The organism is Stenotrophomonas sp. FBCC-B152 (assembly GCF_059134105.1).
In genome coordinates this window covers 774,172-787,645 of the sequence record NZ_CP101442.1, presented here as the reverse complement: position 1 = coordinate 787,645, position 13,474 = coordinate 774,172, and the positions used below count along the sequence as shown (strand labels likewise).

Annotated in this window: 15 protein-coding genes; all 15 read right to left on the bottom strand. The window is 60.6% G+C overall.

Annotated elements, in window-relative coordinates; genetic code table 11:
- Positions 1–74: 74 nt before the first annotated feature.
- The 15 genes from NMB40_RS03860 to NMB40_RS03790 all read right to left on the bottom strand — a co-directional run bounded on the left by NMB40_RS03860 (position 75) and on the right by NMB40_RS03790 (position 13,269).
- Positions 75–614 carry a helix-turn-helix domain-containing protein gene (locus tag NMB40_RS03860; protein WP_494360211.1) on the bottom strand — a complete coding sequence of 180 codons (540 nt, stop codon included), beginning with the start codon at positions 612–614 and terminating at the stop codon, positions 75–77.
- A gap of 16 nt (positions 615–630) precedes the next feature.
- Complete coding sequence (locus NMB40_RS03855) at positions 631–1,524, bottom strand: helix-turn-helix domain-containing protein (protein WP_494360210.1); 894 nt, start codon at positions 1,522–1,524, stop codon at positions 631–633.
- On the bottom strand, positions 1,521–1,805 hold the full coding sequence (locus NMB40_RS03850) for a hypothetical protein (protein WP_494360209.1): 285 nt from the start codon (positions 1,803–1,805) through the stop codon (positions 1,521–1,523). Before NMB40_RS03850 ends, NMB40_RS03855 begins: the two co-directional genes overlap by 4 nt.
- A 223-nt stretch (positions 1,806–2,028) precedes the next feature.
- Positions 2,029–2,502 (bottom strand): outer membrane lipoprotein, encoded by a 474-nt coding sequence (locus NMB40_RS03845; RefSeq protein WP_494360208.1) that lies wholly within the window; start codon positions 2,500–2,502, stop codon positions 2,029–2,031.
- 100 nt (positions 2,503–2,602) lie between these two features.
- Positions 2,603–3,232 (bottom strand): hypothetical protein, encoded by a 630-nt coding sequence (locus tag NMB40_RS03840; RefSeq protein ID WP_494360207.1) that lies wholly within the window; start codon positions 3,230–3,232, stop codon positions 2,603–2,605.
- A gap of 302 nt (positions 3,233–3,534) precedes the next feature.
- Positions 3,535–4,569 carry an ArdC family protein gene (locus NMB40_RS03835; protein ID WP_494360206.1) on the bottom strand — a complete coding sequence of 345 codons (1,035 nt, stop codon included), beginning with the start codon at positions 4,567–4,569 and terminating at the stop codon, positions 3,535–3,537.
- A 71-nt stretch (positions 4,570–4,640) separates the two neighbouring features.
- Entirely contained in the window at positions 4,641–4,886 is a 246-nt protein-coding gene (locus NMB40_RS03830) for a hypothetical protein (RefSeq protein ID WP_421568861.1), read from the bottom strand.
- Between the two features lie 64 nt (positions 4,887–4,950).
- Entirely contained in the window at positions 4,951–6,606 is a 1,656-nt protein-coding gene (locus NMB40_RS03825) for a DNA primase family protein (protein ID WP_394161557.1), read from the bottom strand.
- 46 nt (positions 6,607–6,652) lie between these two features.
- On the bottom strand, positions 6,653–6,823 hold the full coding sequence (locus tag NMB40_RS03820) for a ribbon-helix-helix protein, CopG family (RefSeq protein WP_140222693.1): 171 nt from the start codon (positions 6,821–6,823) through the stop codon (positions 6,653–6,655).
- 499 nt (positions 6,824–7,322) lie between these two features.
- Positions 7,323–7,985 (bottom strand): DNA methyltransferase family protein, encoded by a 663-nt coding sequence (locus tag NMB40_RS03815; protein WP_152620587.1) that lies wholly within the window; start codon positions 7,983–7,985, stop codon positions 7,323–7,325.
- Complete coding sequence (locus tag NMB40_RS03810; RefSeq protein WP_494360205.1) at positions 7,978–8,673, bottom strand: DNA N-6-adenine-methyltransferase; 696 nt, start codon at positions 8,671–8,673, stop codon at positions 7,978–7,980. The genes NMB40_RS03815 and NMB40_RS03810 overlap by 8 nt, the downstream gene beginning before the upstream one ends.
- A gap of 126 nt (positions 8,674–8,799) precedes the next feature.
- Positions 8,800–9,048 (bottom strand): hypothetical protein, encoded by a 249-nt coding sequence (locus tag NMB40_RS03805; RefSeq protein ID WP_494360204.1) that lies wholly within the window; start codon positions 9,046–9,048, stop codon positions 8,800–8,802.
- A 209-nt stretch (positions 9,049–9,257) separates the two neighbouring features.
- A complete protein-coding gene (locus tag NMB40_RS03800; RefSeq protein WP_494360203.1) occupies positions 9,258–10,577 on the bottom strand; it encodes a hypothetical protein in 1,320 nt (439 codons plus the stop codon).
- Between the two features lie 36 nt (positions 10,578–10,613).
- A complete protein-coding gene (locus tag NMB40_RS03795; RefSeq protein WP_494360202.1) occupies positions 10,614–11,375 on the bottom strand; it encodes a nucleotide-binding protein in 762 nt (253 codons plus the stop codon).
- Complete coding sequence (locus tag NMB40_RS03790) at positions 11,362–13,269, bottom strand: site-specific integrase (protein ID WP_494360201.1); 1,908 nt, start codon at positions 13,267–13,269, stop codon at positions 11,362–11,364. Before NMB40_RS03790 ends, NMB40_RS03795 begins: the two co-directional genes overlap by 14 nt.
- Positions 13,270–13,474: the final 205 nt, after the last annotated feature.

The following is a 13,474-nucleotide window of genomic DNA, read 5'->3' as shown; positions in this document are numbered from 1 at the left end:
TAGCCGATGGGGCCAGTGCCTGAGACTCGGAGAGCACCCCCTAAGGCGCTGACTCGCGGCGTCCTCCTTGTGCTCTAAGCTTTTCGGGCCGGAACAGAATTAGAACAGGCGCTAGCGGCGCGGCTCCGGTCCACTCGGGCATGCAGGTCGGCGTGTCGGCAAAAGCGGTAGACCGCCGAACTGCTCACCCCCAGCTCCCGAGCCAACTGAGCCCTGCTGATGGCCCTCAAGCGCGTCTGGACCTGGGCGCGGCCCAGTCCCCGCAAGCTCCGCCCCTCGGGTCCCTTGAATGCGCGGCCAACGCCGAGCGTCCGGCGGTCCAAGCTGACGGTGGCACTGGAAATCCCCAAATGGGCCGCCACCTGCGTAGACGTCAGCCCGCCCTGGAGCAGCTGTTGCACCTGCCTTCTGCGTTCGGCGACCTGATGGGATAGACGGGATCTGTAGGCCTGCCGGCCCAAACAGAGCAGGCTGTGCCGGCGCACGAAGCGACTCACGGCTTGGTGCGTGACGCCCACCCGTTCGGCCAGGGCGCGCTGAGTGAGGCCCTGGTCCAATAGGGCTTGGACGTGCTGCGGGCAGTGACTACCCAGGCCGCGGCTACGTGGGGTCATGGGGCAAAGATCCAGGTCATCGCTTCAACCGGTGTTTTCCCCGGTCATCGCGGGGTGCCTTGAGCTCCGCTCGCTTCAGGTATTGAGAGACCTGGGCAGAACTGGTTTTCAAGTGGCGCGCTACCGCACCGACGGTCTCAAACCGCACCAACAGGCCTTGCACCTCCGCACGGCTCAAGCCGAGCAGAGTGAACTCGTCAATCGGCGTCTTGCGGCGCGGCAGTTTCAAGTTCACGCGGTCACCTGACACCACATGCGTGGGAACGCCCAAGCGCTCCGCCATCTCGCTGATTGAAAGGCCTTTGGCACTTAAGAGGCGCACCATTTTCTGCCGCTGGGATTTCTTTTTTCGGCGTTGCGCTTGGGCAGGATTGGTAAGGCCGTTCGCCAAGCAGAACTGGCTGACTGCTTGATGGGACACCCCGAGACGCTTCGCTAACTTGCCTTGTGTGAGTCCCTGGTCCAGCAAGCCTTGAATTGCTGAAGGTGAAAACTTGGCGAGGCTAGGAGACGGGAGGCGTTGGTGACGCAAGCGCATGGTTGCCAGGTCGCTGCGGATCGTGTGGACAGGCACCGCCAGCACCCGGGCCATTTCTTCAGGGTGCTTGCCTGCCTCAAAGTAGGCGCGAACCGCGTAACGGCGCTGGCTCACGTAAGCCCGGTAGCGCTCTGCCGGGTGGCTGGGCATGGCATCGCAGGGGTCCACGCGCTGGGCATGCAGGAGTTGCTCCGGCTCGCCGTGGGCTCGGCGGTGGGCGGCCAGGGCTTCGTCCACGTCGGCGCTGTAAGGCGTGTTGCGCTGGCCTGCGTCGTAGATGGCCTGAATGTCTGGAGGCATGGGCAGCAACTCAATGCCGCCGCTATTCGACAGCGCGCTTGGCGCAAACAAGGTGGAGCGCTCGCGGCTCATTGCCTCGCTCCACGTGCGGCAACGCATGCACCCAAGCAGGCCAGAAGCAGGAAGAGGCCAACCGGCCACGCACCGTTGCCCACCGCCGCAACCATCGCCAGGAAGATGACTCCCACCCCAAATAAGCCGGCCTGGATAACGAAGCGGCCGTAGGTTCGGCCGTGTCGCTCTCCTGCGCGCACGCGTATCCATGCAGCCTTCGCGTTCCTGAAGCGATTGAGGGTCCAATACGGCACCGTGAGCATCAGCCCCAGCAGCACCACAAGCAGAAGCGCGCTCATCATCGGCGGCTTGCCCCGCGACTCCTCAGCGGGTGCGCCTGGAAAGTGAGAGGTTGGCCCCACTGGCTGGGCTTCAGATTCCACGCCATTGGCAGGTGGTGCGGCTCATGAGGTTGCGCAGGGGAGCAGTCCATGCCATCCAGGATTAGATGCCCGCATTGCTTGAAGTCTTCGACGGTCAATGAGGCAGCGGAGCGCTTACGAGAAAATGCGTTCCACGTCATCAGCGTTGCCCCTCAACCGGAACAACCCGGGTCTTGCTGCCCTTTCCAGTCAGGAACACCTTATCCCCGGCGCGGACCGGCAAGTCGTCTGCCTGGACGATGGCAAAGACCTTTCCACTTTCCACGTCCCGGACATATACCTCCACACCCCGGCGACTGCTCAAGCCGTTCTGGATCGCAGTGCCAGCCACCCCGCCGATGGTCCCGGCCGCAATACGAGAAGCGTTTCGATAGTTTTTGTTCACGTCTCGCACGGACGCGTAACCTACGACGGCGCCAATTGCGGAACCGGCGTTTAGACGCTTGTCGCTCTTGATGTCCACGCTGCGGACCATCAACACCTCGCCCAGGCGGGCGTTCTGAACGGACAAGGTTTCGCTGGTGCCGTATCGGCGGGCCGACGTGTTATCCGCGGCCGAGGCAGTGAGCGGGAGCAGGCTGGCGAGGGCCAGGGAAAGGATGAGTGCGCGCATGGATGCTCCTTCTTCGTGTGGGTTGATATACCCATAACAAAGAGGTGGAGTTGCGCAAGGGCTCAGACAGGGAAAAGGCGGCTTTCGCCGCCTCCCTCCTTCAGCCACACTTCAACTGATTGGACCAGTGGGGATAGATCTTGGCCGACGCTCCAGAGCCGTATACGCAGGCGAAGGATGTGGAGCGAAAGTAGTCCACGGTCAGTTGACCGGACTTGCTCACAACGAGCTCCTTCACGCGGGCGCCATCAATATCCAGGTAAGCGACCTGTATTTTGTCACCGGCTTCCTCTGCACGCATCACCTTCACCAGTGCCCCTGGGCCTGATGGCCGATCCGTGCGGATGAAGGGCGCTGGGGTCGGCCCAATGGGTGCGGTGACGACGGATGCAAAGGGGCCAGATCCATGGACGAAGACACCGTCATTGGGTTGGAGCGCTGGCCGCCCATTAGCAAAGGCTGGCTGGACAATCGCCCTTTCGACATCCTTCGGTCCAATAAGGCGGTAAAGGACCAAGCCGCCATCAAAACCTGGCGGCCAGACGCCCTCTACCCCGACGGCCTGGTGCGAGCGCACGCTTTCAGTGGTGTTCTCTACCGGTTCCACAGACAGGACCACGTAGCCAACCTGTGGGTCTTCAGAAGGGGGCGAACCTGCCGTCTTTTCGGACGAGCAGCCAGCCAGAACAAGCAAAGCACCGGCGATAGCCGAAACAGTAACAATGCGCATGAATCCCCCTTTTTTGTGTAAGTAGATACACCCATAACAAACAAATGGAGTTGCGCAAGGGATGGGATAGAAAAGAGATGATAAGGGCGGCCTAAGCCGCCCTTTCGCCATTCCCTCTTTGATGCAAGCGTAAGAAGCTTGAGAAAAAACGCAGCTTAGTTAGTGATTTCTCAGGTCTTTTAACTAAGTATTCTTTCCACCCCGGCCAGGATTCGTCCTAACTCTTCCTTTGTAGCAAAGATCCTTACACCGTCAAGGGTGACCCGTCTGAGCAGTCGACGGTCCGGAGCTTGGAAAATATTTCAAGCCACGTCGCGCTCGCGTTCCTTCTTTCGCCCACGCGCCCCGCCCTTTGCCGAGCTCTCGGCCACCTGGGTTGAAGCGGGCTTTTCGGCTTCCTGTTCTTTTCTGACGACTGGCAAGGGCTCTCGCTCGAATGCCGGGATATCCAGGAAGGTCATGACCTTCTCAGCCTGGGACGCTGCACGAAACAGGGTGTTGGGGTCGTCGGCCAGGGCCTTCATCCAACTCTGCAGATAGGCGGCGTGCTGCCCTTCGTGTTCCCTGCCCACCCCGATCCCGAGGCGCTCGGAAATGAACAAACTTGAGAGCTCGGCTACCAGTTCCTCTTTGGCGTAGTCCTGGCTGCCGAACCGACCGGTCTGGTCGCGGTCGAGCCGGTGCTTCGCGCCGGTCCAATGGGCCAGTTCGTGGAGCAGCGTGGCCTGGTAGCTCACGTCATCGCTGAAAGTGTGGTGCTTCGGCAGGTGAATCGAATCCGCGGCGATGGAGTAGAAAGCCCGGTTGCCTCCGTCGTGGTTGACGTTGGGCTGGTGCTTATCCAGCAACTCGCGAACGCGCAAGTTGCGGACCGACTCGGGCATGATGAAGGGCGGCGGGGGCTCGGGCATGCCGTCGATCTGGCTGGCATTGAACACCGTGGCGACGAATACTGATGGGCCGCGATAGCCCTTCTCTTCGCCTCCAACGGCGGGCTGCTCACCGTCTTCCGCCTTGGCCGTCTTGCTGAAATCCCAGTAGGCGATCTGCTGGCCCTTCTCGCCGCGCCTGACCTGAGCCCCTCCGATGCCGGCCGCTTGCTTATAAGTCAGCCAACGGCTGTCCTCGTATCCATGCACCAGTTGGGCCCCGCGCAAAATGAGCGTGTTCGAGCCGCGATAGGCCTTGCCCGTTGTCGGGTTCCAGGGCCCGTTGATCAAGCCATTCTGCGGAGCGTCGGGGTCGTTCCAGGGCCGGCGCCAGGGGATGGTGCCCTGCTTCATCAGGTCGAGCATGCGCTCGGCGGTGGCCTGGATGAGATCGGAATACTTTGACATGGGGTGTTGCCTCAAATCTTTTTCAAACGCCTGCGCCTCTTAAGCAGGTGCTTGTGGGTGGATGGGGTTGGTTAAAACTCGAAATGCAGGTCTACCGATTTGCGCCGGTCCAGAAGTCGGCGGACCAGGTCAACGATGTCATTCTCGCTTCGCAGGCCTTCGTCCCCGTCTTTGCCGGATTTGACGTGAAGGCCGAACACGGACTGGACCAGCAGGTATTGCGGGTCAAACTCTGGGCCTTCTTGCCCCAGATCGGCGGCGGTGATGGCCTCTTCGTGAAAAGCGTCGTCTGGGATGTTGGGGGTCGGCGATGGCATAGGAGGGGTTCCTTTTCTGAGGGATACCCCTTTGCAATACCTCACCTGCGGCGGATGTAAAGCCCTAGGCAGCTTCGGCCAAGCGGCCGTCCGACAGAAGCTCAATAGCTTCCAGAGCCTCTTTGCAGGGACGCGCGCAGTCACCCAAGGGCACGTCCTCATCGGCGGCGCCTTGTCCGCGGGCCGACTCCATGCGCGGTTTCAACCCGCCAACACGCAGATTGACCCAGCGCTCGGCCTTGGCGCTCTTCGTGGCCTTCTTCTGCTTCTGCTGAATGCCCGGCATGCGTTCGCGCACGCGCTTCCAGAGCTCCTCCGCGCCCACCGGCTTACGGCCCAACTCATCCAGCACGTAGTTGCGGTAGTCGTCGTAGATGTCGTTCTTGTCGGTCCAGGTGCCTTCTTCTTCGATCACCATCCGCTCGGCGAAGTATGACGCGGTGGTATCCGTCTCCTGGCGGGTCTGTTCGGCAAGCGCCTTGACAGCCTCGGGCATTTCCTCGGGCAAGCCGCCGCGCTCGATGAGGCGCAGAGCCCCCTCCAGAAGCCAGTCGATGATCACGGCCATCTCCGCCGGGTCTTCGGTCAGCTTTTTGTGGAAGTCGGGATCGCGGTCCTTGTCGTTTTCGGCCAGACGCACGTTGAACGGAATCATGCAGATCTTTCGCCAGAAGCCGTGCTCATGGCTCGTGACCGAGAACATGGCGTTCAGGGCGAGGAAGAGCGTGCCGCGCGGCACCGTGGTGTAAGCATCCTTGCCCTTGTTCTCGGCAGACATGGGGTCACGTGAGATGAGGGCCTTCATGACTTGCTGGATAGCATCGGAAAGGACCTTGGGCGCCTCTGTCGCCAGATAAAGAGTTTTGGAAGCAAGGGGGGCCATCGCGAACTGCCCATCCAGCTTGTCGATGCGAACCGCGGTGTTCTTGGGGTGGATTGCGCGGAGAACATGAAGCAAGGTGCTCTTCCCGTTGCTGCCGCTGCCCAGCAGCAGGAAGGCTTTCTCCAGGCACATCGGCATGACCGAAGACGCCATCGCCTCTTGAAGCAGCCCCCGCACGGCCATATCCGGCATGAAGCGGACAAGGTATTTGGCCCAGCGAGACTTGGGGTCCAACGGCTTGGGGGTGTAGCGCCCGTCGCGCACCTGATCTAGGTTGAGCTTCGCTGGAACCAGAGAGGTAATCCCGTGCTTGGGGTCGGCCGGCAGGTATTCGATGTAGGCTTTCTTGTTGGCGTCCTTGAGGATCTCCAAGTAGCCGCCCTTCAGCGGCACGATGGCCCGGTGCTGGCTTTCGGGCAGCTTCATTCCCGGCAAGCGAATCATCTCCAAGATCGCGGTCTTAACGCAGCTGGCCGCGGTGCTCTGCTTGGCGTCTTCGGGCGCGTGCATGCGCATCCAATCCAAGGCGTGGGCCTCAACTTCCCGAGTAGCTTGCAGAGCCCAGATGCCTTCTGCTTCGTTCCACTGATACAGGGAAATATCGATCTCGCCGTTGTCCATCTTGCCGCCAATGCGGAACTGGTTGCCGCGTCGCAGGTCGTCGGCATAGGCCAGCTCGAACGAGAGGTCTTCGCCCACGATGCCCAGGTCATCCGTGGCGCCGTTCGGGTTGGCGTCGGCCCTATAGGCCTTACCCTTTTTCTTCGGAGCCTGATCAACGGCGTCGCCATTGGCCTCCCCGCGCTTGACAGCGCCAGTGTTCGCTTTACTCTTCATCCTGTAATCCTTAGTTGTAAACGCCTCGGTTCGCACCCGGGGTTTTTTATGCCGCTTGACTGGGTCGATGCACCCACTCTTGAAGCGCCTGACGCATGGCTTCGGAAGGGGTTTGCCCACGGGCCACCGCCGTCTCCTCCACCAACGCCTTAAAACTTTTGCTGACCCGGGCCTTCAACAACTCATCCCGTGCGGTCTTTTCACGTTTCGTCTTCACTGCCTGCTCCGTTTCTTGATTTGTGGTCCTGTTGTGACCACAAATCCATCAAAGCAGACTCTTCAGAACTGGCAAGCTCTGACACCAGCCAATGTTGATTTCTGCTTCACCTCCTTCAGAAACAACTGAAAGATTGAATCAGCTCAAAGATTTGCCCGGGAGGTAACAAGTGCTTGTTACCCACTTGTTACCCTTCACACCCTTATATTTATTGGAGGTAACAGGCGGTAACAAGGTAACAAGTGGTTTAAGAGATCCACGCAAGAAAAACGCATTCCTGCATCCCGCAACATCCATGCATACATCTATCGGGAGCTCTCGATCCACCCGTTACCCTGTTACCCCTTGCTACCTCCTTATGGGACAAGGCTTTCACGGGTAACAAGGGGGTAACGGGTTCTTGTTACCTGTTAGGAAAAACAAGAGCAAAAGCGGCTTGAAGCAAGAGCCGGCGGCTACTCGCCGCCGAGTCTTGGGATGGAAAGGCCGGACCTCCGGCCTACTCGTAGTTGCAGGAGTGGGACCAGTAACCAGGGTGCCTTTCACCGACCAATTCGTTCCCAACCGTGACTTTGACCGCCCCAAGCGGCAGAAGATGAAAGGTTTGATTCGCGTGGATCTGCAAAGCCGTCATCGCTGCGCACAACGGATCGATGTCCCCTGCCAGCACCAGGATTTTTTCGCTCGTGGTGTGTTTCAGGCGACCCCTGATCGCGGCAAGGGCCAGCGAACCCGCACCGCAACAGCTGTCGTAGAACTTGACCCCGCTCCCACCAGGGCGATGCCTTGTGTCGAGGGCTTGAGCCAGATTGAGAAGATCGCCGGGGATGAAAAACTGCCCTAGCCCTTCCCCACCCCTCCTTGCCAGCAGCTCGGCATGGACCCGTCCCAGCACATCCTCGAATGGCCTGCTCGCGGTGACTGCATTGAGGTAGGCGGTGATTGCTGCCGCCACTTCGGGCACTGCTTCGGCATTTTGTTGCAAGGGGACAAACGCAAGGACTTTGGGGTCAAGGCAAGCCTTGGCGTCCACCTGGATACGCCAGATTGACATCAGTGCATGCTGAACAAACGTTTCGACTGCAACCCGCGGATTCCACGGCTTGCCAGGAGTGGAAGGAATGGCTCGGATGGCCTTCACAAGCGCAGTGACCTCACTCATCGTTGGCCGCCCCCAGGTCAGCGCTCGACACCCGACCCACGCGGGCCATTTCCAGGTAGGTGCCCCGAATCAGGCCCTCTTTGACCGCCCGCTTGAGCCGGCGGGCCGCTTCAGCGCCGTAACCCACGAACACTGATCCTGCGGGGCAGCTGTTGCCAGGCGTTCCATCCGGGCGGCAGAAAGACAGGCGTCCCTTGGTGAACACCACCGAGGAAACGTTGGGGTGGTTCAACACCGAATCCTGCATCCAGCCGGTTTCCATCCGAGCCAGCACCAGGGAAATCCCGTTGCCGTGCTCTGCAGCCTTTTCCATCCAGCGATGCTGCGAGGTCGGGCTGTTCTTGTGGCCGCCGTAAGGCGGGTTCATCCACACAAACGCCGTCTTGGGCCAAGGGCTCTTAAGCCCGTCATCGATGGGCTTGAGCATTTTTTTGGCGGTCCGCCAAGGCATCCCCTGCTCGGGGGTGCACGGATCCAGGTCAAAGGGCCCCAAGCCCGTGTGGCCCTTTGCGGGATCGCCGTGGATCAGCTTCGGCGGCGTCAGCCAGGTTTCGGTGGTAATGCCTTCAGGCGCCCGGTCGTAGCCCACGTTCTTGGCGAGGGCGACCGCAAGCTTGGTCGGCTTGGGCTTCTTCGCGGGCTTCTTCGGCTTGGTCGAAACAGGGAGGGGGCGAGCAACAGCGTTCATGGGAAATCTCCAGGTTTGAGTTTTTTGGGGCAAAGCTCCGCCAGCACGGCTGGTTGGCCGCGTTTCGCGAAAGGTTTTTGAGGGGGTTGGGCCAGACCTGGCCCGGGTTACTGCTGCGCTGCTGGCTTAGCCGTTGGCGGCGTCTTGGACGTCCAGGAAGCTATCCAGGGTTGCCAGCTGCAGGGTGAGCACCTGCGAAGGGTGGAGGCCGCGCATGTCGCGGTTCTGGACGATGGCGGCCGTGCTGGAGTCAGCGGCGAGCTGAGCCAGGCCTTGGGGCAAGGCGTCGGCAAGGGCGTCAGCGAAGGCCTGTGGGGTCAGGGTGGGAATGTGGGCCACGAGGGCGGGGTGAATCGCGAGAATGAGGGGCTGCATGTCGGCGTGTCCGTGCTGGGATGGTGTGATCATCCGGATTTGGGCAATGCCGATCCGCCCAGAAAAGGGCACCTGCCCCTTTTTCCATGGGGCATGAAAAAACCCCAGGGGTGACTTGGGGCTTGGGGGGATGACCTGGGCTGCGGCGGAAGCCGCGGCCTCCCTGCTTTTCTTCCAAGACCGAGCCGGCGGGCAGCCGGCGAGCAGGCTTAGAACCGGAACGGGGCGGGCTTCGTCGTCACCTCCGCTCGCGGCAGACTCGCTTCAAAGCTCGCTCTGCGCGCACGGGCGCTCCATTCCCGAGCCATCTTCTCCTCATCCAGTGCGTCCTGGATTTTCTGATCCAGCAACGCCACTCGCTTCGCTGTGACGCGGTCGCCCTGCTGCTCTTGCTTCCAACCCTCGATGGCCGTCACCGCTTGGTTCGCAGCGCGGGAAAGCTCATCCCCCCAGAATCCCAGTGCGCTGATGTAATCCTTCAGCAGCTGTTCTCGCCTGAGGTTGTCTAGCCAGTCCAAGCTCAAGGCTTCGGGGAGAGTTTGCTCGCGCGATTCCAACTTCAAGACGTTTCCCAAAGGGTCCACTTGCGCATACCCCTCTTTGATCATCGCCTTCCGGATTCGCTGGTTGTTGGTGAGATCGATGTCGATGATCTTCGAGGGGCCGCTCTTTCCCTCAAAGAAGACCCGGATGGCACCTTTTTCCAGCACCTGGATGTAGCCAATGATTTTCGATGGCTTGAGGGTCTTCGGTTGCCCATGGACAACGATCGATCTTCCAACGGGGTCAGCTTCCCCGCGAAAGGCCCTCCAGTCTTTCAAAACCGGATGTTGGTCGGCCCAGGAAATCAAGTCGCAAGGCAATACCCGCTCTTTGCTGCCTTCTCCCCGGCGCCTCGTTTGGTCTTCAGAAAGACGGTCGTTCAACGCGCCTTGGGCATCCTTAAGGATCTCAAGCTGTCGCTTTGCCTCCCCCTGCTTCAGCTTCGGCTTGTCAGGTTTGGCCTTTGCCTGAGTCTTCGCAGATTCAATCGAGGCCGTTCCCTGCGCGGCTTTCTCCAGCCGCTCCAAGCGCGCCTTTTCTTTGAGCGACACCGTTCCTTTTGAGGGAGTGAACAGCAGCGGCTCGGGCTCGGCGCTCGCCTTGAGCGCCTCGCACTCGTCTTGGCTTACCCCCATCACTGCTGCCACGTCCGAAAAGCTCCACCGCTGGGGGATTCCCCCCAACAGCTCCTCTTGAAGCAAGCCGTCTTTGATGATCCCCATCAGCTGCCTGCTGGGCATATTGAAGAGTCCGGCCGCTTCGGCAAGGGTCATGGGATCGGCCTGCTTCCCTCGCTCTACGTCTTCCTGGATGCCTTGGTAGACCTGGCTCCAGGTGGCGCCGTCCTCCCAGCTCCGAACCGACGCGAGCACGTCTGCGTCCAGCCTCCCACCCTTTTGCGTCAACTCGCGGTTTCGCGGTTTGACGTGGAGAGACCAGTGCCTCTTGAGGAGAACGGTCTCGCATTCTGCGCGCGTGTAGCTCATTGCTTCCCCTCAAACCGTTGATCAGATGGTAGCCGGTTAGAGGCGGAACGGCTTCCGAGTGCTGGGGCCCGTAGCGGGCGGCAGGCCGTCGTCCAAGCCTTGAGCACGGGCTTGGTTCCGGACCTCGCTCCACGCCGCCTGAAACGCGGATTGTGCCGCCTCCATCACGTCATCGAATGGCTCGCGCGCCGCGACGCTGGTCCAAGGCTCCAGCAGCGCCTCGGCCAAGGGGGCCTCCCAGATTTCGCCCTCTGCCAGGGCACGGTCCAGGGTGTCCTCGTCCACTGAGAGCACATGCCCGGCTATCAGCCCTCCCACCACCGCCCATGGGTGGGGAATGGCCCAACCTTGGTGGGACGTGATCAACGCAGTGAAGCGCCCAGCGTTCTTGCGCAGCTTTTCCAATGCCACCTTGGCCTCGTGGATCTGCCGCTCTAGCTCCAACTCTCGCTGCTGTTGGCTCAAGCGCTCCAGCTCAGCGCTCAACCGACGCTCTTTCGCTGTCCTGCCCTGCTGTCCGTCCTTCCATGCCACCAACTCGTCGTAATCGTATTTCACCCGCTGATTAGGGCCGTTAACGGCACTGCCCAAAGCCTTTTGAAAGCGAGGGCCCATGGGCGGAATGCGACGTCGCCAGTCGCCAAGCGTGTCGGCGTGGATGCCGAGGAACCATGCTGCAGCTTTCGCGGAGATCATCCCTCCGCCCGCGTTCTTCGCACGGACCAACTCCCCGCTCCACGACGCTTCGACTTTGGCAAGAAACGATTCTTCGGTGCGGATGGGTTCAATGCTCGTCATCGAGCGCCACCTTCTGGTTGCGTGCTGCAAAAATCGTCACTGGCGGGTCGTTGACCTCATCCAGCCGCGGCTTGTCCGTGCCCTTCCAGCGGTTCCAGACCCGGGGACTGGTGGCCATCATGTATTCCTCTGTGGTGCCCAAGGCCTCCCTTAGGACCGACCACTCCTGTTCCGTGTAGATTGCATCAGTGGCCGCGGAATCTTTGTCCTTGACCTTGTGATGGAGCATTTGCGACACAACCCTTGCCTTGCCGCTGTGAACACGCTCTGCGTAGCGTCCCAGCGTGCGGCGTAAATCATGGGGGGTCAGGCCGATGTCCACCTCCTCGCGCAAATCGATCAGCCCAGCGTCGCGACGCACGTTGGCAATAATGGACTTGCTGTCGGAGTAGTGACCGGTTTTGCTGCGCCGCGACCTTGCCGGAAAGACGAACCGGGTTCGATCTAACGCGTGCTCGGCGTCAGCCACCGCCGCCTCCAAGGCGTCGATCAGCCCCCGTTGCCCACCCCGTTTGCTCGCTGCTTTCAGCGCGGCCTTGGCGGCCTCCAATCCTTGCTTGCCCCCCGTATCGTCCGCGCGCTCGTTAAAGCGCCGCTGCAGGACGCGGTCGGCAAAGTAGGTGACGGGCAAGAACCGCTGCTCCTTGTTCTTGGTCTCGAAAAGGTAGACTTGGCTGCCCGCCCGCTTGGTGGTCGGGTTGATGTCCTCTGGCCCCGCCAGCCAGACCCAGGACACCATTTCCTGCGACAACTCTCCGGGGGTGCAGCGGTCATACCACCGCAACGGGGCAGCCTCACTGCGCCGGGTTCCCCAAAGCAAGGTCAGCAGCAAATAGTCCGCCCCGGCCGCGTTGCGCCCACCTTGTTCATCCCGCCGTGCCGCAATGGCTTTGAGGACCTTGGGCAGGGTTTTGTCGTCCAGGGGATTGCGAACCTCGGCGCGGCTGTAATGGTTGCGCAGTTCGTGCGCTTCTCTAAGCATGTCCCGGGTGTGGATGACGACCAACGGGTTGTAGAACTGGCGTTGTGGCCGGCCGAACTGATGATCGCGGGCTTTTTCCTCATCGATGAGGAAGTCCACCGCTCGCCTGGCGTCTGAAAACGTATGTTCCGTCGAACTCAACCCTGCAGCTCGCACTCGCTGTATATATTTTCCCGTGATGCCCAACGCTTCAAGCTCTGAAACAGTGAGCTTTGCCCAGTCTTCAACCTCCGCCAGCTTTTTGCTCATGTCCCGGGGGATGCGGTTGGACAGTTGCATGGAACTAATGCGACAAGCGTCAAAGGCTTTTTGGATGACCTCCAACTGGAGCTGGTTCAGGGTTTTGTCCGCCAACCCAACCGTGGGCCGCGAGAGCCGAGACAAGCTGTCACGCACCGCTTCAACGCTGGCCGGCTTGATCTTCTTGTTCTTTGCACGGGTGTCCAGGTGGGCGATGTAACGCCCCATTCCCTCGCGCAAGGTCAGATCACCAAACTCCTTTTCCGATTCCCTTTCCAGCGCTTCCAGCAGCTGCTCACGCCTGACGTGGACGGGGTTCCTTCCCGACTCCTTGAGCACCGCCAAGTGTTCCCTACAGGCTTCCCTGGCCTCGTCCAGCCCCATGTCGGACACATTCCCCAAAGTGAAGCGAACCGGGGTTCCAGTCGGCCCTCGTTTCTGCCCCACGTAAGTGGTCATGGTCTTGCCAACCCGGAAGCCAAACCCGGTGGGCGCACCGGGCCCGCTGTCCAGCACCACGTAGGGCCCGCCGTCCGACCGATCAAGCATCCTAACTTTCCCTTGAGCATCCAAGCCGGGCCCTTTGGTGACCGACAACGCCAGCACTTGGGCGTAGGTCAAACTAAACTTCAGAGAACCCGCCTTCCTGCTCGACGCTGGAATCTTCAACACACGCCCCTCCGAATACTGGGATAGCTACATTAGCGCACGCCAATGGCCATTGCTACACCACGTTGCTACACGCGTCCTGCCCAATGATCAGTCGAGTTGCTACATCATTGCTACACAAAACACCTTCACTCGCCGCCAATCGCCTCCATCCACCGTCATTGACATCACCGGCCAAATCATCAAGTGACTGATTTAATAGAACAAA

Excerpts from the sequence above, each read along its gene's own strand:
- NMB40_RS03860 (WP_494360211.1), bottom strand. The coding sequence starts at position 614 with ATGACCCCACGTAGCCGCGGCCTGGGTAGTCACTGCCCGCAGCACGTC.
- NMB40_RS03855 (WP_494360210.1), bottom strand. The coding sequence starts at position 1,524 with ATGAGCCGCGAGCGCTCCACCTTGTTTGCGCCAAGCGCGCTGTCGAAT.
- NMB40_RS03850 (WP_494360209.1), bottom strand. The coding sequence starts at position 1,805 with ATGAGCGCGCTTCTGCTTGTGGTGCTGCTGGGGCTGATGCTCACGGTG.
- NMB40_RS03845 (WP_494360208.1), bottom strand. The coding sequence starts at position 2,502 with ATGCGCGCACTCATCCTTTCCCTGGCCCTCGCCAGCCTGCTCCCGCTC.
- NMB40_RS03840 (WP_494360207.1), bottom strand. The coding sequence starts at position 3,232 with ATGCGCATTGTTACTGTTTCGGCTATCGCCGGTGCTTTGCTTGTTCTG.
- NMB40_RS03835 (WP_494360206.1), bottom strand. The coding sequence starts at position 4,569 with ATGTCAAAGTATTCCGATCTCATCCAGGCCACCGCCGAGCGCATGCTC.
- NMB40_RS03830 (WP_421568861.1), bottom strand. The coding sequence starts at position 4,886 with ATGCCATCGCCGACCCCCAACATCCCAGACGACGCTTTTCACGAAGAG.
- NMB40_RS03825 (WP_394161557.1), bottom strand. The coding sequence starts at position 6,606 with ATGAAGAGTAAAGCGAACACTGGCGCTGTCAAGCGCGGGGAGGCCAAT.
- NMB40_RS03815 (WP_152620587.1), bottom strand. The coding sequence starts at position 7,985 with ATGAGTGAGGTCACTGCGCTTGTGAAGGCCATCCGAGCCATTCCTTCC.
- NMB40_RS03810 (WP_494360205.1), bottom strand. The coding sequence starts at position 8,673 with ATGAACGCTGTTGCTCGCCCCCTCCCTGTTTCGACCAAGCCGAAGAAG.
- NMB40_RS03805 (WP_494360204.1), bottom strand. The coding sequence starts at position 9,048 with ATGCAGCCCCTCATTCTCGCGATTCACCCCGCCCTCGTGGCCCACATT.
- NMB40_RS03800 (WP_494360203.1), bottom strand. The coding sequence starts at position 10,577 with ATGAGCTACACGCGCGCAGAATGCGAGACCGTTCTCCTCAAGAGGCAC.
- NMB40_RS03795 (WP_494360202.1), bottom strand. The coding sequence starts at position 11,375 with ATGACGAGCATTGAACCCATCCGCACCGAAGAATCGTTTCTTGCCAAA.